Raw genomic sequence first — 17,297 nt, forward strand, 5'->3', positions numbered from 1 at the left:
CCGGTCAGTAGTTGCCCAGGCCGCCACAGACATTCAATGCCTGTGCGGTCACGGCGGCGGCGGCCGGCGAGATCAGGTAGTCGACCATCGCGGCCACCTCGTCGACCTGGACGTAGCGGCCGATCGGCACCCGGGCGCTCACGCGCGCGTGCACCTCGTCGGTATCGACACCCCACAGACCCGAATACACCTCGCGAACCCGTTCGGCCATCGGCGTTTCCACGAATCCGGGGCAGACCGCGTTGACCGTGATCCCGGTCTTGGCCAGCTCCAGCCCCAGCGCCTTGGTGAAGCCGACGACCCCGTGCTTGGAGGCCGAATACGGCGCGCCGTGGAGCACACCCTGCTTACCGCCGGTCGAGGCGATGTTGACGATCCGGCCGCTACCGCGCTCGAGCATGCCGCCGGCGGTGAGCGCGGCCTTGGTGGCGTAGAAGACGCTGTGCAGGTTCGTCTCGATCACGTCGAGCCACAACTGGTCCTCGATCTGCGCGGTCACGCCGCCGCCGCTGCGACCGGCATTGTTGACCAGGATGTCGACCGGGCCGAACCGCCGGACCCCGGCATCGACGTACTCCCGGATCTGCGCGGCGTCGCGAACGTCGCAGCCCACCCCGTCGACCGCGAACCCGTCGTCCTGCAACTGCTTGGCCGTATCGGCCACCCGCTGCTCGTCGCGAGCACAGATGAACACCGCAACACCCTGTGCCGCCAGGTTTTTCGTGATCTGCAAGCCCATTCCGCTGGTCGCTCCGCTGACCAGCGCCACACGCTGACTGTCCGCCATATCTCCTCCATCGGTGCTGGATCCGGTTACGCCGGCCCGTCCGGCCACCAGCGTCGCGAAAGGCCCTATAAGACCGGTCAAATCGGCGCGGGCTCGACCGAATCTCGAGTGCCGTCGGCGACCGTGGAGCGCGATCGAGGTCCGCCCGGAACACCGGCGGCCACACCGTCTTCCGAGGAGCCGTCCATGACCACTGTCGCCAGCCGTGCCGAGCTGTACGCCGAGGTCCAGCAGTTCTACGCCGATCAGATGCAGCGCCTGGACAACCGCGACATCACCGGATACGCCGAAACCTTCACCGAGGACGCCGAATTCGAGCACACTCCGGGCCGCCCGCCCGCGCGCACCCGAGCCGGGATCGTGTCGGATCTGGTGGAGTTCCACAAGCGCTTCGACAGCGATCCGATGCAGCGCCGGCACTGGTTCAACATGATCAACCTCTCCCCGCGCGACGACGGCAGCATCGGCGCCACGATGTACTGCCTGGTGGTCAAGATCCGGCCCGGCGCGGCGCCGGAGATCGCGCCGAGCTGTGTGGTCCACGACGTGCTCGTCCGCGTCGACGGTGAACTACGCACCCTTTCCCGCCGCGTCACCCACGACTGAACGAAAACTTCACCCCCACAAGGAGTTACGCTGTGAGCACCGCTCAGCCCACTACGCACCTGCCCCTCGCGGCCGAAGCCCAGGACCTGTTGTTCCGCACGGCCCGCACCGCCAACACCTTCACCGACGAGCCGGTGAGCGACGAGCAGATCCGCGAGATCTACGAGCTGGTCAAATACGCGCCGACCTCGATGAATCAGCAGCCGCTGCGCATCGTGCTGGTGCGCGGCGCCGAGGCTCGCGCCGCCCTCGTCGAGCACATGCTCGACAACAACAAGCCCAAGACCGAAAAGGCGCCACTGACAGCGATTCTGGCCGCCGACCTCAATTTCCACGATCACCTGCCCAAGCTTTTCCCGCACGCCCCCGACGCCAAGGACTACTTCACCGACGACGACTACCGGGCCGAATCGGCGCGGTTCAACGCACTGATCCAGATCGGCTACTTCATCCTCGGCATCCGCGCCGCGGGCCTGGCCGCCGGCCCGATGAACGGGTTCGACGCCGCCGGTGTCGACAAGGAATTCTTCCCCGAGGGCACGCACAGCGCGCTGGTCGTGGTCAATATCGGCAAGCCGGGCCCCGACGCCTGGTACCCGCGCTCACCGCGGCTGGAATACGACGAGGTCGTCACGACCGTCTGACCCGCGCCCGCCCGAAGCCCGATCGGAATGTCCGATCGGGCATTTCGTGCGTCATCGAAGGGACTTTCGCCTCTTGGGCGCCGCCCCGCGCCTCGGCACAGTTGTCGTGCGTCGAAACGGGTCGGGTGAGCGAGAGAGGTCGATCGGGTGGTGCGGGAATCTCAGGGATGGTCGTCGACAGCGTTCCCGGACATCGTCATCTTCGCCCGCGGGCCGGTGCCCGCACTCGAGGCCGAACGCGTGGCCGGCGCGGTGGGCCGGCTGCTGGCGCGCCACTGCGTCACCGGCGGCGCCCGGGTTCGGATCACCGCCGCTGCCGGCGATGCCGAACCTCTTCTGGTGCAGGTGAATCTCGCCCGGCACGATCGCCCGGTCCGGATGCAGGTGCGCACTCGCGGGCCCAACGAGGTGCTGTCGGTGGTGGTCCGGCTGGAACGCCAGCTCACCGGCGGAACCGTCCGGGACTGGCCGGATCCGGCACGACCGGCGCTGGCGGAAGCCGCCGTCGGAAAGATCGTGCGCCGCAAGGTGTTCGCGCTCGACACCCTCCGCCCGAAGTCGGCCGTGGCGGTGATGGACGCGCTCGACTTCGACGTTCACCTGTTCGTCGACGCCGAAACCGGTGAGGATGCCGTCGTCTACCGGGCCGGTCCGTCGGGGCTGCGGCTGGCGCGCCGGTCGCGAATGCATCCCCCGTCCGATACCGGCGGCCGGATCTTCACGGTGCACTCGCGCCCGACCCCGGTCCTCACCGAGCCCGGCGCGGTGGAGCGGCTGTGCGAGCACGGCCTGCCGTTCCTGTTCTACCTCGACGCCTTCACCGGGCGCGGACATCTGCTGTATCGCCGCTACGACGCGGACCTCACCCTCGTCACACCCTGTGCCGAGGTCGAATTCGACACGGAAAGGTAGATCACCAGCGTGGCACGAGAGTTGACGCAACGGGAAATTCTCACCGAACTCGAACCGGTCGCCGCCACGGCGCTGAACCGGCATCTGTCGATGGTCAAGGAGTGGCATCCGCACGACTACGTCCCCTGGGACGCCGGGCGCAACTTCGCGATGCTCGGCGGAACCGATTGGGAGCCCGGGCAATCCACGCTCAGCGAGGTGGCGAAGGCGGCGCTGGTGACCAATCTGCTCACCGAGGACAACCTGCCCTCCTACCACCGCGAGATCGCCGAGAACTTCTCGCAGGACGGCGCCTGGGGAACGTGGGTGGGCCGCTGGACCGCCGAGGAGAACCGCCACTCCGTCGTGCTGCGCGACTATCTCGTGGTCACCCGCGGCGTCGACCCGGTCGCGCTCGAGAACACCCGCATGACCCATATGACCAACGGCTTCACCCCGGGGGTGGCCCGGCTCCTCGACGGCGCAGCGGGTTTCCTGTATTCGGTTGCGTACGTGAGCTTTCAGGAACTCGCCACCCGCGTCAGCCACCGCAACACCGCCAAGGTATGCGACGATCCGATCGCGGACCGCATGCTGCAGCGCGTCGCACTCGACGAGAACCTGCACATGATCTTCTACCGCACCCTGTGCGCGGCCGCGTTGGATCTCGTTCCCGATCAGGCGATGACGGCCATCGACCTCATCGTCGAGAACTTCAGGATGCCCGGCGCCGGAATGCCCGACTTCCGCCGCAACGGGGTGCTGATGGCCAAACACGGTGTCTACGATCTGCGCCAGCACTACGAGGACGTGCTCGAACCGGTGATCCGGCAATGGAACATCTTCGGCCGCACCGACTTCGGTCCACGCGGCGAACAGGCCCGGGAACGACTGGGCGCCTTCCTCGAGAATATGGAACTGGTGCAGATTCCCCGCTTCGAGGAACACCGCGACCGAGCCCTGGCCCGCGAGCGCGCCCGCGCCTGATTCAGCGGGGACGGCCCGGTATGCGGGTGTGGACGGTGAGCAGCAGATGGTCGAAGGCGGTGAGTGTCTGCGGCTCCGCGTCCGGAAGGGTCGGCAGTTCGGCGATCAGCTGGGCGGCCAGGTCGCGGAGTTTGGTGTTGGTCTCCTGGGAGCGCCAGGACAGGATTTTGAACGCCTGCTCGGCACTGACCCGATACATCCGCATCAGCACCCCCTTGGCCTGTTCGATCACCGCGCGATGCTCGATGACGTCGGGCAGAGCCGCCGACAGCGTCTCGCGTTCGCTCTCGGCGAGGGTCTCGGTCAGGTCGATGTAGAAGCCGGCGGTGCCGGTGACGGCACCGGCCTCGTCGTAGAGACGGTCGGCGACCACCATCACGTTGTGCACAGTGCCAGCGGTATCGATGAACCGATGCCGGCTGGAGAACGATTCCCCCAAGTCGACCGCGCGGGCGATGCGCGCGGCCACATCGTCGCGGTCGTCGGGATGTTTGTGCGACAGCAGCAGTTCGGTGGTCGGCACGACGCTGCCGGGGGTGTAGCCGTGCATCCGGTACACCTCTTCCGACCATTCCCAGCGTCGCGTCGCGAACCAGAACCGGAAGGATCCGACCCGCGGCACGCCGATCGGCTCAGCCGGTGCCGTCTCCCGTGCCGTGTGATCGTGTTCGTTGTCCATGCCGTTGCGCCGCACGAAACGATTATGGCCGGTGGAGACCGTGCGGGTAGCGGAGTCCGGGACGGCAGTGCCGAAAACCGCGCGTCGTTTCGCGATGCTGCTCACATGAAGGGCCACAGGTCCGCGTCGCGGTGAGTGCTCCGCGCCAAGCGGGGGTCGTCGGCGGGACGCAGCCACCGCACCGGCACCCGGATCGGTTCGATCGAGGGCAGGCACGCCACGTGTCCGGTGCGGTCGACAAGCGACCCCACGACGCGATATCCCTGCTTCGGGGCCAACCCCAGAGCGGCGGCCTGGTCGTCGGTGAGCGTGACCTCGGTGTGCGAGCGTTCGATGAGTCGCAGTCCCTCGACCGTCACCGGATCGGTGTCGTAGTCGACGTTGGAGGCCGTGAGCCGGAAACGCGCACCCGTCAACAGGCTCGCCACCCACATCGAGGTCCCCAGTCGCTCGCGATCGGGATAGCGGGCGACCGGCAGTCGATGCGGGACCAGCACCACATAGGTATGCCCGATCTCCACGTCACGGGCGCGCATGGCATCCAGAGTCGTCCTCCCGGCGGACCCGCGCAACGTTGCCGGTACAAGGTCGCGCGCATCGGGGCGGCCGCGGATCGGCACGAGGCCGCGGCACGTGCCCACGATCGCGCGGCCGCCCGCGAACAACGAGTCGAGGCAGCGCGCGAGTTCGGGAACGACCCCGCCGAACAGCCCGTCGACACTGGTGGGACACGTCACAGGCCGGGACGGAAATAGCGCGCCGGGTATCGCGGTTGAACCCCCTGTCGGCGTCCGAACAGCCCCGGGCCGCACCCTTCAGTCGCTACGAGCGACCACTCGCCGAGAGGCGCTTGTGGGACGTCGACCAGATACGGACGCCGCCGGGAATGCCACCCGGCGGCGTTCTGCTGTCGGCTCACCCGGTGTCAGATCACCCAGCGACCACACCTGCGCTGGGCAGATCGTCGTACACCGAGACCATCCGATCCAGACCGGTGACCTGGATGACGCGTTTGGCCGCACCCGATGCGACCACGCGCAACCGGCGGGGAGTCACCGTGGTCGCCGCCGCGTGCAGCACACTCAGCCCGGCCGATCCCAGGAAACCCACCCCGGACAGATCGATCACCGGCGCGGCCTGATCGGCGTCCTCGAATGCCTCGCTCATCCGGTCCAGCACACTCTGCAGTTGATCGGCCGTCATCGCGTCGACATCACCGTGCGCCGATATGACGAGCGCGCCGCCGGTCCGGTCGACCTCGACGCTCAAGCCGCTGTCATCCACCAAGACACTCATCTCCTCGTCACCGCCGTACCTCACACTCGTATACAACCCCCCTCACGCGAGCCCAAACCTCTTTTTTTCGCAGCACTCGTCCGCGGTCTGTGTGCTGTTCCGACTTCGGCGCCGGATTTTCGTGATATTCACGCGAGTGGAGCCGGACGGCCGAACACTCGCGGGCGGGCCGGTAGCTTGGCCTCGCCTCGCCCCCACATCGGTCCGGTGCGGTGAGCGGCACGCGCCAGGTCCGAAGCGATGGAGGTTGAGCAGTGAGCAATCGGGTCCCCCACGGCCGCATCTCGCGCGGCAGCAAGATGGGCCGGCTCGCCGCGGGACAGGCGCTGCGCGGGGTCGGCTCCCGGCTGTCGATGGTGGGCCGCACCGAAGAGGCCCGCCGGCGCTTGAGTGAACGCTCGGCGATGCAGGCCGCCCAGCAACTGGTCACCGTGCTCGGCGGCATGAAGGGCGCCGCGATGAAGCTCGGGCAGATGTTGTCGGTGCTCGATCTCGATCTGCTGCCGGAAGAACAACGCGAGATGTTCCGCACCAAACTCGCGCAACTGCGCGATCAGGCGCCGGCGTTCCCGTTCTCCGCCATGCGCACGGTGATCGAGAACGACCTCGGCCCGATGGCGCGCATCTTCGCCGACTTCGACGAGACCCCGATCGCCGCCGCCTCCATCGGGCAGGTCTACCGCGCTCGGCTGCGCGACGGACGAGCGGTCGCGGTCAAGGTCAAATATCCCGGTGTCGACCGCGCGGTCGAAGCCGATATGCGCAATCTGATGTTGATCAGCCGCCTCTGGAAGGCGGTCCTGCCCAGCGCCGCCGACGAAGAGGTGCTCGCCGAGATCGCCCGCAACATCGGCAGCGAACTCGACTATCCGCGCGAGGCCCGCACCCAGCACCACGTGGCCACCCGCTACCGCGGCCATCCCTATATCAGCGTGCCCGACAGCATCGAATCCTGCTGCGGCCCCAACGTTCTGGTCACCGAACTGGTCGACGGCGAGCCGTTCGGGCACATGCGCGCCCTGCCCGACGCCGACCGCACCCGCCTCGGGGAGCTGATCTACCGCTTCTACATCACCTCCCTGTTCACCGACCACGAGTTCTGCGGCGACCCGCATCCGGGCAACATCATGCTCGCCTCCGACGGGCGGCTCGCCTTCGTCGACTTCGGGCTCTACACCGCGATGAGTCCCGCCGACGTCGAACTCGAACGCGACATCATCTGCGCCGCAGGCGAATACCGCGCCGAGGATATCTACCACGCCTGGGTGGCACAGGGCATCGTCGATCCCGACGCCGGAGTCACACCCGACGAATGCCTCGGCTACATCTGGGCCGCGACCGGTTGGCATCTGATCGACGAGGACATCACCGTCACACCCGAATTGGCCACCAGCGCGGTGGTACTCGCCGTCGACCCCCGCGCCGCGGAATTCAGCGGCATGCGTCACCAGCGCCTGCCACCCGAGCACGTGTTCTCCCGCCGCGCCGACCTGTTCACCTACGCCGTCCTCGGCCAACTGCACACCACCAACAACTGGCACCGCCTCGCCCGCGAATGGCTCTACCACGAACCCCCGGCCACCGACATCGGCGCCGACATCGCACGCTGGCGGCTCACGGCACGATCGTCGTGATCGGTACCGCGCCGGGATAGCCCCGGTCGCGGGCATACCAGCACAGGAAGCCGTCGCTGTCGGCCGCCAGGTCGGTCACCCACCAGCGTTCCATCCCGTCGCACAGATCCATATAGGTGCAGCAGTCGCGCAACTCCGCGAACGAACCGCGTTGCCGCGCCGCGCAGACGAGTGCGGCGACGATCCTCCTGGCCGGAGGATGCCCGTAGACGACCCAGCCGTATCCGTCCTCGAGCGGTTGCAGCCGGACGCTGTAGAAGTGGCGGCCGAACAACCGGCCGACCGTGGGATCGATGGCGTAGCAGTGCAAGTCGCGCATGGGTACCTCCGGATTCGTCGTCGACACCGAACGCCTCGGCCGCGCGGTGGCGGGCATCGAGAGCCGAGATGCCCACCGGGTGGTGGTCGATCCACCCGGTGGGCACGGCCGCCGCGATGGGACGGCTGCGATGGGGAGTGTCGGTAACACCCACCGCGGTCCCGCGGCGGAGGATGCCCGCCGGTGCGCCGGGAGGTCCACGACTCCTCCCGCACACCGGCGAGCAAGCATCACGGGGTCAGAGCTTGCCGCCGCCACCCACCAGCCACGGGTTGAAGCTGCAGGTCAGCGCCGGGGTCTGAGCCGGATCGAGGGCATGCAGGATGATCGAGAGCACCCGCGGCGAATACATCATCGTCAGGTGATCCGACACGTCCTGCTCACATCCGTCCTGCAGGGTGATGTTGTCGACCGTCGCACCCGGGCCGGGCTTCAGGAACGTCAGATCGTAGGGGTTGGTGATCTCGTCGTAGCGACTGCCGACCACCGTGTAGTCCACACCCGGCATCGTGTCCCCGCCGGCGTTGAGCTGGTTCACGAAATCCGAGCCGATCGTCTGCTGAATGCCCGCGTGGCCGACGAAGATCTCCACCAGCCCCAGCACGTCGATGCCGAGATTGTTGATCATCCGTCCCAGCGCGCCGATGCCGTCCAGTGAGGTGCCGTGGTTGGTGGCGCCGAAGGTCATCATGTGATGCACCTTCGCCGCACCACCGTCGAACTTCAGATACCACCGCGACATCGCGCCACCCTGGGAATGGCCGACCAGATTCACCTTCTGCGACCCGGTCGCCGCCAGCACCCGATCGACGAACTGCGCCAACTGTTTCGACGAATCCTGGATGTACCCGGTGCCGTTGGTCCCCGGCAGCACCGACCCCAGGCCGCCGCCCTGGATCAGGTTCGACTTGCCGTAGTTGAAGGTGAACACGCAGTAGCCGGCGTCGTGGATCGGCTGGCTGATGTAGGAGAAGTTGTCATAGGCGTTCTCCCACGTGCCGTGCACCAGCACCACCGGCTCCGGATGCGCCGCGGTGGGTTTGCAATTCCAGTCGTTGGTCCCCGGCGGCGCGACATCCGGATTCAGCAGCCCGTACCCGAAGGCGGCCAGGAACGAACTCTGCGCCGGACCGTAACCCACTGTGTCACTGGAGGTTCCACCGGAGGATCCCGAACTCGAACCCGAACCGCCGTAACAGTCACCGGACCCGTTGCCCGATCCGGCGCCGCTGCCCGAGGTGCAGGCCGAACCGGTGCCGGAGCTCCCGGAATCGGCGATCGCATGCGCGGAGGGATTCTTCAACCCGTGCGTGATCATCTCCGCGAGCTGCTGCTCCTGCTGCTGATCGCCGACGGGATCGGCGCCGGCGCCGACGCCGGTGAGCCCTACCGTGAGTGCGGCGGCCGCCGCGACAATGGCCGCACTCGTACAACTGCGGCGAAGACTTTTTTTCATGGTGTTCCTGACATCGTCGAATTCGCTGCCCGGAAAGTCGCCGATCGACGTTTCCGGAATTCGCGAGCAAACGCTACGGAGACAATCGAGCGCGCGGCGTGCGTTGCGGCGATGTCTTCACGGGTTCACGAAACAATTCCGGGGGCGCCATGACTCCACACAGTCGGTTCTTTCACTGTGCCGATATCGCGGGACGACCGGACGGACAATTCATCGCTCACCTGCGCGACACGCATTGTCGCCCGCGCGGTTACGCCCGACGAGTCGCAATCGGGCGCGGGATCCGGCCGCGCTCCGGACGGGCGGATCCCGACGCGAACCCAGGCTTCGGAGCGGCACGGGCTTGCGTCGCCGGCCACGGGGTCGCGAGGGTCCATCGAACCGCGTGTAAAAGTGAGCGGTCGGACAGTTATATGCGTTCACCGCTCTGGATACTGCGTCCAGTGCAGCTGTTTACGCAGTTCAGAGCAGTGACAGATACCAGCAGAAAAGTCTGCGAATCCGAGTAGAAGGTGAGCCAGGACTCGCATTATCTTCGAATCCTGGACGGCGGCACCATGCCGGCGGCCGGACACCACCCCGCAGCCGTGACGAGGAGGTCACCTGTGACGACCCGATCAGCGCCGCGAGCCCCGATCGCGCCCACCCCGAGTCCCGGAGCCCTGACCGCCGGCGACGCCGACCGCCTGGCCGAGCTCCTCCTGTCGCATCTGCGCACGAAAATCCACCCCTTCACCGCACTGCCGCGCCCCCTGCTCGACGGCGACGTGAAAGCCATGATCCGCGTGTGCATGCGGTGGGCGAGCGAGCGTGGAACCGCGGCCGCCACCGCCGATCCCGCGGCGTTCCTGCAGGTCGCGGCCGCTCGATGGGCTCGCGCCGACCTGCCGATCGAGAAGGTGCTGCACGCGATGCACGTCGGATTCGGCGAAGCCCTCGAGGTCGTCGTCGCACGCTCGGGCGAGCCGAGTTGCGATCGCCTCATCGCGTGGACGAGCGCCGCGGTGGAGCTGTCGGACCTGTGCACCGGCGCCATCAGCAGGGCGTACGTGCGCGAACTGAAGGCCACCTCCGGCGACCACCACACCGCCGTCCACACCCTCACCTCGGCGCTGCTCGCCGGGCAGGCCAGCTCGAAAGTGGCTCGAGAATGCGGCATTCCGATCGCCGACGAGTACTACGTGCTCGCCGTCCACGTGGGCGCGCATCCCGACGAGAACCGTCCCGGTCTCGATCGGCACGTGGTCGCCGGACGCAAGCTGCGCCGCATCCAATCGGCGCTGACCCGCCAATTCCAGGACCGCGCACTGGCGATGCTGTCGGTCGACGGCGGAACGATCCTGCTGCCCGCCGACGTCTGCGGCGAGCCCGAACTCGACCGCGTGGTCGAGGTGGTGGCCGACTACGCCGCGGCTGCGGTCACCGCGGTCATGACCCGATGCGCCACCGGCGCCGTCCCCGCGGCCGCCCGACGAACCCACGAACTTCTCGACACCACCGAATCGATCGGAATCGGCCCCGGATTACACAAATTCGACGACCTCGCGCTGCAATACCAATTGACCCGCCCGGGAATCGGCCGCCGGATATTGGAAACGCGTATCGCGCCGCTCGACGATCACCCCGAACTTCTGCGAACGCTGCATATCTTCTTCCACACCGATATGAATCGCCGGCGTACCGCACGGCAATTGAATATCCACCCGAATACCATCGATTACCGGCTCCGGCGCATCGGGCAATTGACCGGCTTCGACCCTTCCCGAAGCCAAGGTCTGTGGTATCTGCGCTCCGCACTCATCGCTCGCGGCGGCACCTCGTCGACGGCCCCATCGACGTCCCCGGATCGGGCGGGACAGTCACGCCGGTCCGCCTGATCCGCGACGCACGGCTCAGGCGCCGTGGTCGATGCGCAGCGTCATCATTTCGGGCCAGATCTGCGACCACGAACGAATCGGGTTGGCACACAACGACACCCGGATGCCATAGTTCACCCCTTGAAATCCACTCGGGTCGTCGAGACGAGCCACCGGGACGACGGTCGTGAAGCGAGCCGGCAACTCCCGCTGCAGATCGACGCCGCCGACGTACAGCACCAGGGTCGCGGAATCCGGTGGCGGCCCGAAGTAGCCGTAACCCCGGCTCGCGCTGTACACCGGCGGAAGATTTGCGGACCCGAGCACCGCCAGCGCACTGGCCTGCCAGTAGTTCTGGGTCACGATCACCAGGCGGGCCCGCTCGGCCTCCGGCACGGTGTCGACGGCGCGGGAGACGGTGTCGACGAGTTGCGGCCACCCACGTAATCCGAAGAACTGCGCGCGAATCGCCATGTCGCCGTTGCGGATCGCGGGCCCGTGCAGCCAGGACTGCGGGAGCGGCAGTATGCACACCGCCGCCACCACGACCACCATTCCGGCGGCGCAGTAGCCCGCGAGCGCCTTGCCGACCCGGCCCCGCAGCCCGTCTCCGACGAGATGCACCGCGGCCGTGGCGAAGAAGAGCGCGAACCCGTCGCCCAGGTAGTACGGACGCAGTCCGGCCACCAGCACCGCCGCCAACGGCAGCAGTCCCAGGGGCAGGAGAAACCGCACCCACCGCAGGTCCGGCGCGCGGAAGACCGCCCAGATCCCGATCAGCAGCAGGATCCCGCCCGGCCCCGTGGTCAGCACGAGTTCACGCACCGCCGAGGCGAATCGCCCGTCGACCATCGTCGTCTGCTCCCCCTCGATCGCCGCCCCCATGGCGAGCTGCGGCCAGCCGTGGCGCGCCTGCCACACCAGCGCCGGCACCATGGACACCGCGACGATCGCCACGCCGATCCAGAGCGCGGGCCGACGCAACACCTGCCGCGGCCCCCACACCAGCACCCCCAGCCCGAGCAACGCCCAGACCGCCAGGATCAGCCATTTGACCTGGAAATCGACAGCGGAAGCGAGCGCGGCCACGATCAGCAACGCATCCCGGCGCGTGCGCACCCACCGGATCACCAGCCAGCAGACGAGCGTCGTCAACGCGGCGTCATAGGCGAAGGTGCTCAGCGCCGCCGACTGCTGCACCGCGAACGGCGTGCACGTGTAACCGAGCGCCGCCGTCACCTGCGCGGCCCGTCCCCCGCCCAGTTCCCGAGCGATCACCGCCGCGAGCACAACCGTCGCAGCCGTCAACACCACTACCGGCAGTCGCAACACCACCGCCGAACCGGGGGCCACCAGATCCGACAGATAGGCCTGCAACGGCACCAACGGCCCCTGATCGGCATAACTCCACGACAACCGCCGCCCCGCCGGCACCATGTACAACTCGTCGCCCCACAACGGATACCGCCCCAGCCGCGCGGTCAACAGCACGAGCAGGCCGCCGACGAGGATGGTCAGTTCACGTAATGCGAACGGGGGGAGGTTTTCCGAGGTGTGGGAACCGGTGGCATCAATGGCGGCGCTCACGGGCGACCTCCGACAGTGCAGACACGACGGGCGCACATTCGCCGCCCGGTGAGATAAATCCTATGGCCGACAACGGCTTTCGGCGCAGCGGCTACGGTTCGTCACAAAGCCGCACGTTACCGTTCGTGAACCATTCCGAAGTCCCGCACCACACGTAGACTGCTCGACCTCTGGCCACCTGCCGTCAGCCCCGGACGAGTCGCACCAACCATGGTTCAGCTTCTACGGTCGATTCCATGAGCGTCGGGATCCAGGAGGCCGTGTGCGAGTTTCGCCAGCCCCGCGGCGATCTGCTCGGAACCGAGCCCGCGCTCGCGCTGGTGCCGGTACACCTCGGCGGCGAGCGGTGCGAGCAACGCGTCCACGAGTGAATCAGGTTCGGCCACACCGGCTTCGGTGAGCAGCGCGCGTACGTGCATCGCCCAGAATTGATAGGCCCCGGTGCGGAACCGCGCGCCGCCGGTCTCCGCACCGAGGACCAGATGGGCGTGAGTGTCCAGCAATTCGACCATCGCAGCGTAGAACGCGGCCAGCCGTTCACCCGGCGGTGCGCCCGGCCCGAGCGGTGATTCGCCGCGCAGCAGCTGCTCCTGCAGTGCCCGCTCATGCTCGTCGAGTAGGGCGACGGCAATGGATCTCACGTCCGGATAGCGCCGATACAGCGTCCCCCGCCCGACCCCGGCAGCCTTGGCGATGTCGTCCATGGTGACCGTGCGCGGGTCATGCTCGGCGAACAGCGCCGCCGCGGCGGCCAGCACCTTGGCCCGGTTACGAGCGGCGTCGGCGCGCTCGGCGGGCGCGGACGGGTCGTTGAGCAGTGGGAGGCCGGAGCTGTCCATGCAGCTCACTGTAGCCCCCGAGGATTCAACTGGACAATCTGTCCAGTTAGGTTCTAGCATCGGAGCAGTAAACGGACATGCTGTCCAGTTGATCGGAGACTGACCAAATGACCACCCTGCTGCACCTCGACGCCAGCGCCCGCCGTACCTCGATCAGCCGCGAACTGGGCGCCGCCTTCGCCGCCGCCTGGCGTGCCGAACATCCCGACGCCACCTACACCCACCGCGATCTGGCCGCCGATCCGATCCCGTTCATCGACGAGGGCTGGACCGAACTGTGCGACCGCGTGCTGGCCCACGGCGCCGCCGACCTCGACCGCCTGGGCGAGCTGGTGGATTCCCCCGCCCAGCAGCGTGCCTGGGAGATCGTCGAGCCGCTGCTGGCCGAACTCCGAGCCGCCGATGTCGTGCTGATCGGCACGCCGATGTACAACTACTCGATCCCGGCCGGTCTCAAGGCGTGGCTGGATCAGATCACCTTCCCGCGAATGTCACTGGCCCCCACCCGATTCGTGGTCGTCACCGCGCGCGGCGGCGCGTACTCGCCGGGCACACCGAAGGCGATCTACGACTATCAGGAGCGCTATCTCCGCGACTTCTTCGCCGGCCATTTCGCCGTCGAGGACACGGTTTTCGTCAATGCCGAACTGGTGAACTCGCGCCAGGACCCGGCGCTCGCCCACCTACGCGACAAGCACGACGCCTCCTACGCCGCCGCGCTCGACACCGCCCGCACCCTGGGTAAGGAGTACTGAAATGAACTGGCTCGTCCTGGGTTTGGCCGGTGCGGTCGAGATCGCGTGGTCCCAGTCCATCAAGCCGACCCAGAATTTCACCAAGCCGCTACCCACCCTGCTGTGCTTCGTACTCGCGGCGATCGCGGTGTACCTGCTGTCCCATGCCATGCAGTCACTGCCGGTGGGCACCGCCTACGCCATCTTCACCGGCATCGGCGCGGCCGGCGCGATCGCCCTCGGGATCGTCGTACAGAAGGACCCGGTGAGCGCGGGCCGGATGCTGGCGCTGTCCATGATCATCGGCGGCATCATCCTGGCTCGGATCACCAATCCCGATGGCGAGAAGGCGTCGACTGGCACTACTTCTACTGCGACGGGCTCTTCCGACACGGCAACCGCTTCCACGACCGGGAGCGGTGCGACCACGACCACATGGGGCTACCACCGCCGGCACCACTGAGTCGATCGCAGGCCCCGGCCGGGCCACTCTCACGGTCGACACCAGCGAGACCGCCCCGGCGACAGTCCACCGATGCTTGACCCTCTCGTGGCGTGAGGCGGCACAGTGGCAGTTATGGAAGCCATCGAACACACCGTCGGCGCGGTTGCGCAGTCGACCGGTATATCGGTTCGGACCCTGCACCACTACGACGAGGTCGGTCTGCTACGGCCCAGCGGCCGCACCTCGTCGGGATACCGGCTCTACAGTGAGGACGATGTTGCGACGCTGCAGCGGATTCTGTTCTACCGCGAACTGGGTTTCGGCCTCGAGGACATCTCGGGCATGCTGAACAGTTCCGGCCTCTCCGACGAGGACCACCTGCGTCGCCAGCACGAACTTCTGAGCGAGCGGATCTCCCGACACCAGGCGATGATCGCACTGATCGATCGGGAGGTGGACGCCCGTAAGGCGGGCATCGGCCTGACGCCCGCCGAGCGGTTCGAGGTGTTCGGCGGCGACCGTCTCGTCGAGTTGGCCGACGAGGCCGAGCGGCGCTGGCACGATCGGCCGGAGTTCACTCAGCGGCGAGAGCGGACCAGCCGATACACCAAGCAGCAGTGGCTCGAGCTGCGCGCCGAACAGCGAGAAATCCACCAAGCCCTCGCCGATGCGATGCGTGCAGGCACCCCGGCGGGCGATCCAGCAGTCATGGAGATCGCCGAACGGCACCGCCGTCATCTCGAACGCTGGTTCCACGACTGCGACTTCGACACCCATCGACGCCTGGCCGAGGAATACCGCGCCAACCGCCGACTCGGCCTCAACTATGACGAATTGGCCCCGGGGCTGTCGCAGTACATCCACGACGCGATCCTGGCCAACTGCCGCCGCGGCACTCGATCCGCTGGCCGATGACCCCGAAGCGGTTATCGTCGCGGAGACCGAGTAAGCAGGACCGGAGGCGACAACTTTGAGCACGACAGTGACCGACGAACAGATTCAAGCGCTGGCCGCGACCGCGAAACCCTTCAGGCTGGCCGTGCTGCACTGGGGCCCGGATCGAGACATGGACGGCGCGAACGCAATTGAACTCGAGCACCAGCGCCGGATGGTCTCATTGCGATCCGATGGCGTGATCGCAGTCCGGTGCCCGGTCGTCTCCGACACCATCGCAGGCGTCGCGATCATGACCGTCCCCGCCGAACAGGCCACCGCGATCCTCGCCGGGGACCCATGCGTGCAGGCCCGGATGATGCACTACGAGGTACACCTGTGCCACGGTTTCCCCGGGGACTCCCTTCCCGCCTGAATGATCGGTTCGCCGCGGCGGAACCGGGCCGCTTTCAGTCGAGCGGCTCCGTAGCCTCGACCAGGTACGACGGAGACAGTCGGGACATGGCCTCGAGCGTCGGCTCGACCGCCACCATGGCTGCGGTGGCCCGGGCGATCGCGACGCGTGCCGATCCCCCTGCCACCGTGCAAACCCGGAGGGTCGCGCCATGACACAAAAGCCCGGCCACGACCTCGACGAACTGCGGGACGCCGTAGCAACGCAGTTGAGCGGGTGGCGCACGGTGGTCAGCGGCGACGCCTTCGGGTTCACACATGCCCGCGACCGGCACGGGGCAGCGACTATCGAACGACGTTCCTGCCTGAGGCTCGACTCGAATCTTGTCGCAGAGATCGGCCGCCGACGAGCCGACAACGACGGTACGTTCGATCGGTCCGGTCCCGTGCACATGGTGACGCTCGTGCTGGCCATCGATCCAGCTGCTGCATCCGGCGAGACCGACACGATCGTCGATTACCGGGAGGCGACGGCATGGCGCGCAATGTTCTTCTGCCTCGAATGGCCCCGTGCTACCTGTTGGAGAATCCGAGCGATCCTGGAGCCCACTCGGCCCGGTCGTGGTTCTTCGCTTTCTTCTTCGGCTCCGACGGTCACCCACTGCCGGCGCCCGCCGACTTCGACTGGGTGGCACACCGGGTGCGGTACCGGGGATTGTTGGTATCACTGGTCGATGAGGACGGCCGTCGGGTCGAGACGGTGTACGAGAACCCGCGGTTCCCGCGGTTCTATCAGCCGTATACCGAAGCGCGCGGGAGGTATTGGGACATCGAAGTGAACACCCCACCGCCGAATGCCGGAATCTCTCGATGTTTCGAGGTCTTGGCGAAAGCTCTAGCACGCCGGGCAGCAATCGCTGATGGCCTGCGGCCGATGTCACTGTCGTGGCGACAGGGCAATCTAGCGGAACTGGTACTGCGCGACGAGCAGACCAGGCGCTGCTACAGCCTCGAGCTGACCGTCCCCACCGACGCGGACATCGACCGCGGCGACGTTCTGCTGCCCGCGCAGCCCGGCGATCTCAGCGCCGTGCTCATCGAGCCCGAGCAATACGCGGCCGGGCAGGTGCACCGTCTACGCGAGCTCGGACGAAACGGAATCATCCGGCACGGCATCCTGACGGACCGCCCTACTCAGAACCGCGATAACGAACGGTGACAGCGGCGCCCTCGCCGTCCGACGCGCCACG

At 67.3% G+C, this 17,297-nt stretch carries 20 protein-coding genes; 11 read left to right on the forward strand and 9 right to left on the reverse strand.

Annotated features, from left to right (window positions below):
* Positions 1–4: 4 nt before the first annotated feature.
* A complete protein-coding gene (locus RJ03_RS34195; protein WP_036511325.1) occupies positions 5–787 on the reverse strand; it encodes an SDR family NAD(P)-dependent oxidoreductase in 783 nt (260 codons plus the stop codon).
* Positions 788–973: 186 nt separating this feature from the next.
* On the opposite strand from RJ03_RS34195, the gene RJ03_RS34200 reads away from it, so the two are divergent.
* The 4 genes from RJ03_RS34200 to RJ03_RS34215 all read left to right on the forward strand — a co-directional run bounded on the left by RJ03_RS34200 (position 974) and on the right by RJ03_RS34215 (position 3,915).
* Positions 974–1,393, forward strand: coding sequence for a nuclear transport factor 2 family protein (locus RJ03_RS34200; protein WP_036511328.1), 420 nt, complete (start codon positions 974–976; stop codon positions 1,391–1,393).
* A gap of 32 nt (positions 1,394–1,425) precedes the next feature.
* The gene (locus RJ03_RS34205; protein WP_051025651.1) at positions 1,426–2,037 is read left to right on the forward strand and encodes a malonic semialdehyde reductase; all 612 of its coding nucleotides are present in this window, start codon (positions 1,426–1,428) and stop codon (positions 2,035–2,037) included.
* Between the two features lie 147 nt (positions 2,038–2,184).
* Complete coding sequence (locus RJ03_RS34210; RefSeq protein WP_051025652.1) at positions 2,185–2,949, forward strand: sigma 54 modulation/S30EA ribosomal C-terminal domain-containing protein; 765 nt, start codon at positions 2,185–2,187, stop codon at positions 2,947–2,949.
* 9 nt (positions 2,950–2,958) lie between these two features.
* Positions 2,959–3,915, forward strand: coding sequence for an acyl-ACP desaturase (locus RJ03_RS34215; RefSeq protein ID WP_036511332.1), 957 nt, complete (start codon positions 2,959–2,961; stop codon positions 3,913–3,915).
* A 1-nt stretch (position 3,916) separates the two neighbouring features.
* Here RJ03_RS34215 and RJ03_RS34220 read toward each other — a convergent pair whose 3' ends face one another.
* From RJ03_RS34220 to RJ03_RS34230, 3 genes are all read right to left on the reverse strand, one after another.
* A complete protein-coding gene (locus RJ03_RS34220) occupies positions 3,917–4,594 on the reverse strand; it encodes a PAS and ANTAR domain-containing protein (RefSeq protein WP_036511576.1) in 678 nt (225 codons plus the stop codon).
* A 101-nt stretch (positions 4,595–4,695) separates the two neighbouring features.
* Positions 4,696–5,331: a hypothetical protein gene (locus RJ03_RS34225; RefSeq protein ID WP_036511334.1), complete on the reverse strand. Its 636-nt coding sequence runs from the start codon at positions 5,329–5,331 to the stop codon at positions 4,696–4,698.
* 193 nt (positions 5,332–5,524) lie between these two features.
* On the reverse strand, positions 5,525–5,890 hold the full coding sequence (locus RJ03_RS34230) for an STAS domain-containing protein (RefSeq protein WP_036511337.1): 366 nt from the start codon (positions 5,888–5,890) through the stop codon (positions 5,525–5,527).
* Positions 5,891–6,144: 254 nt separating this feature from the next.
* On the opposite strand from RJ03_RS34230, the gene RJ03_RS34235 reads away from it, so the two are divergent.
* Positions 6,145–7,524, forward strand: a complete 1,380-nt coding sequence (locus RJ03_RS34235) for an ABC1 kinase family protein (protein WP_036511340.1) — start codon at positions 6,145–6,147, stop codon at positions 7,522–7,524.
* On the opposite strand, the gene RJ03_RS34240 is transcribed toward RJ03_RS34235, so the two are convergent.
* Together RJ03_RS34240 and RJ03_RS34245 are read right to left on the reverse strand one after the other, a co-directional pair.
* Positions 7,505–7,843 carry a hypothetical protein gene (locus RJ03_RS34240; protein ID WP_157163602.1) on the reverse strand — a complete coding sequence of 113 codons (339 nt, stop codon included), beginning with the start codon at positions 7,841–7,843 and terminating at the stop codon, positions 7,505–7,507. The genes RJ03_RS34235 and RJ03_RS34240 overlap by 20 nt on opposite strands.
* Positions 7,844–8,081: 238 nt before the next feature.
* Positions 8,082–9,299 (reverse strand): esterase/lipase family protein, encoded by a 1,218-nt coding sequence (locus tag RJ03_RS34245; protein WP_036511346.1) that lies wholly within the window; start codon positions 9,297–9,299, stop codon positions 8,082–8,084.
* Positions 9,300–9,904: 605 nt separating this feature from the next.
* On the opposite strand from RJ03_RS34245, the gene RJ03_RS34250 reads away from it, so the two are divergent.
* Complete coding sequence (locus RJ03_RS34250; RefSeq protein ID WP_245552481.1) at positions 9,905–11,176, forward strand: PucR family transcriptional regulator; 1,272 nt, start codon at positions 9,905–9,907, stop codon at positions 11,174–11,176.
* Positions 11,177–11,191: 15 nt separating this feature from the next.
* On the opposite strand, the gene RJ03_RS35510 is transcribed toward RJ03_RS34250, so the two are convergent.
* Both RJ03_RS35510 and RJ03_RS34260 read right to left on the reverse strand, forming a co-directional pair.
* Positions 11,192–12,742: a glycosyltransferase family 39 protein gene (locus RJ03_RS35510; protein ID WP_051025653.1), complete on the reverse strand. Its 1,551-nt coding sequence runs from the start codon at positions 12,740–12,742 to the stop codon at positions 11,192–11,194.
* 215 nt (positions 12,743–12,957) lie between these two features.
* Positions 12,958–13,581: a TetR/AcrR family transcriptional regulator gene (locus tag RJ03_RS34260; RefSeq protein ID WP_051025654.1), complete on the reverse strand. Its 624-nt coding sequence runs from the start codon at positions 13,579–13,581 to the stop codon at positions 12,958–12,960.
* 107 nt (positions 13,582–13,688) lie between these two features.
* Between RJ03_RS34260 and RJ03_RS34265 the strand changes: the two genes are divergently transcribed.
* The 4 genes from RJ03_RS34265 (at position 13,689) to RJ03_RS34280 (ending at position 16,069) form a co-directional block, all read left to right on the forward strand.
* The gene (locus RJ03_RS34265) at positions 13,689–14,336 is read left to right on the forward strand and encodes an FMN-dependent NADH-azoreductase (RefSeq protein WP_036511349.1); all 648 of its coding nucleotides are present in this window, start codon (positions 13,689–13,691) and stop codon (positions 14,334–14,336) included.
* A 1-nt stretch (position 14,337) separates the two neighbouring features.
* Positions 14,338–14,778 carry a DMT family transporter gene (locus RJ03_RS34270; RefSeq protein ID WP_083871556.1) on the forward strand — a complete coding sequence of 147 codons (441 nt, stop codon included), beginning with the start codon at positions 14,338–14,340 and terminating at the stop codon, positions 14,776–14,778.
* A 114-nt stretch (positions 14,779–14,892) separates the two neighbouring features.
* Positions 14,893–15,675, forward strand: coding sequence for a MerR family transcriptional regulator (locus RJ03_RS34275; RefSeq protein WP_036511352.1), 783 nt, complete (start codon positions 14,893–14,895; stop codon positions 15,673–15,675).
* Positions 15,676–15,742: 67 nt separating this feature from the next.
* The gene (locus RJ03_RS34280; RefSeq protein WP_218001057.1) at positions 15,743–16,069 is read left to right on the forward strand and encodes a YciI family protein; all 327 of its coding nucleotides are present in this window, start codon (positions 15,743–15,745) and stop codon (positions 16,067–16,069) included.
* Between the two features lie 34 nt (positions 16,070–16,103).
* Here RJ03_RS34280 and RJ03_RS37680 read toward each other — a convergent pair whose 3' ends face one another.
* Positions 16,104–16,499: a hypothetical protein gene (locus tag RJ03_RS37680; RefSeq protein WP_157163603.1), complete on the reverse strand. Its 396-nt coding sequence runs from the start codon at positions 16,497–16,499 to the stop codon at positions 16,104–16,106.
* Between the two features lie 482 nt (positions 16,500–16,981).
* On the opposite strand from RJ03_RS37680, the gene RJ03_RS38215 reads away from it, so the two are divergent.
* The gene (locus RJ03_RS38215) at positions 16,982–17,266 is read left to right on the forward strand and encodes a hypothetical protein (protein WP_218001058.1); all 285 of its coding nucleotides are present in this window, start codon (positions 16,982–16,984) and stop codon (positions 17,264–17,266) included.
* The last annotated feature ends 31 nt before the right edge of the window (positions 17,267–17,297 follow it).

Origin of the sequence: Nocardia aobensis NBRC 100429, from assembly GCF_000308375.1 — a bacterium.
Lineage (GTDB): Bacteria > Actinomycetota > Actinomycetes > Mycobacteriales > Mycobacteriaceae > Nocardia > Nocardia aobensis.

Coding starts and splice junctions, on each gene's coding strand:
- RJ03_RS34195 (WP_036511325.1), bottom strand. CDS start 787: ATGGCGGACAGTCAGCGTGTGGCGCTGGTCAGCGGAGCGACCAGCGGA.
- RJ03_RS34200 (WP_036511328.1), top strand. CDS start 974: ATGACCACTGTCGCCAGCCGTGCCGAGCTGTACGCCGAGGTCCAGCAG.
- RJ03_RS34220 (WP_036511576.1), bottom strand. CDS start 4,594: ATGGACAACGAACACGATCACACGGCACGGGAGACGGCACCGGCTGAG.
- RJ03_RS34230 (WP_036511337.1), bottom strand. CDS start 5,890: ATGAGTGTCTTGGTGGATGACAGCGGCTTGAGCGTCGAGGTCGACCGG.
- RJ03_RS34240 (WP_157163602.1), bottom strand. CDS start 7,843: ATGCGCGACTTGCACTGCTACGCCATCGATCCCACGGTCGGCCGGTTG.
- RJ03_RS34245 (WP_036511346.1), bottom strand. CDS start 9,299: ATGAAAAAAAGTCTTCGCCGCAGTTGTACGAGTGCGGCCATTGTCGCG.
- RJ03_RS34260 (WP_051025654.1), bottom strand. CDS start 13,581: ATGGACAGCTCCGGCCTCCCACTGCTCAACGACCCGTCCGCGCCCGCC.
- RJ03_RS34265 (WP_036511349.1), top strand. CDS start 13,689: ATGACCACCCTGCTGCACCTCGACGCCAGCGCCCGCCGTACCTCGATC.
- RJ03_RS34270 (WP_083871556.1), top strand. CDS start 14,338: ATGAACTGGCTCGTCCTGGGTTTGGCCGGTGCGGTCGAGATCGCGTGG.
- RJ03_RS34275 (WP_036511352.1), top strand. CDS start 14,893: ATGGAAGCCATCGAACACACCGTCGGCGCGGTTGCGCAGTCGACCGGT.
- RJ03_RS38215 (WP_218001058.1), top strand. CDS start 16,982: ATGTCACTGTCGTGGCGACAGGGCAATCTAGCGGAACTGGTACTGCGC.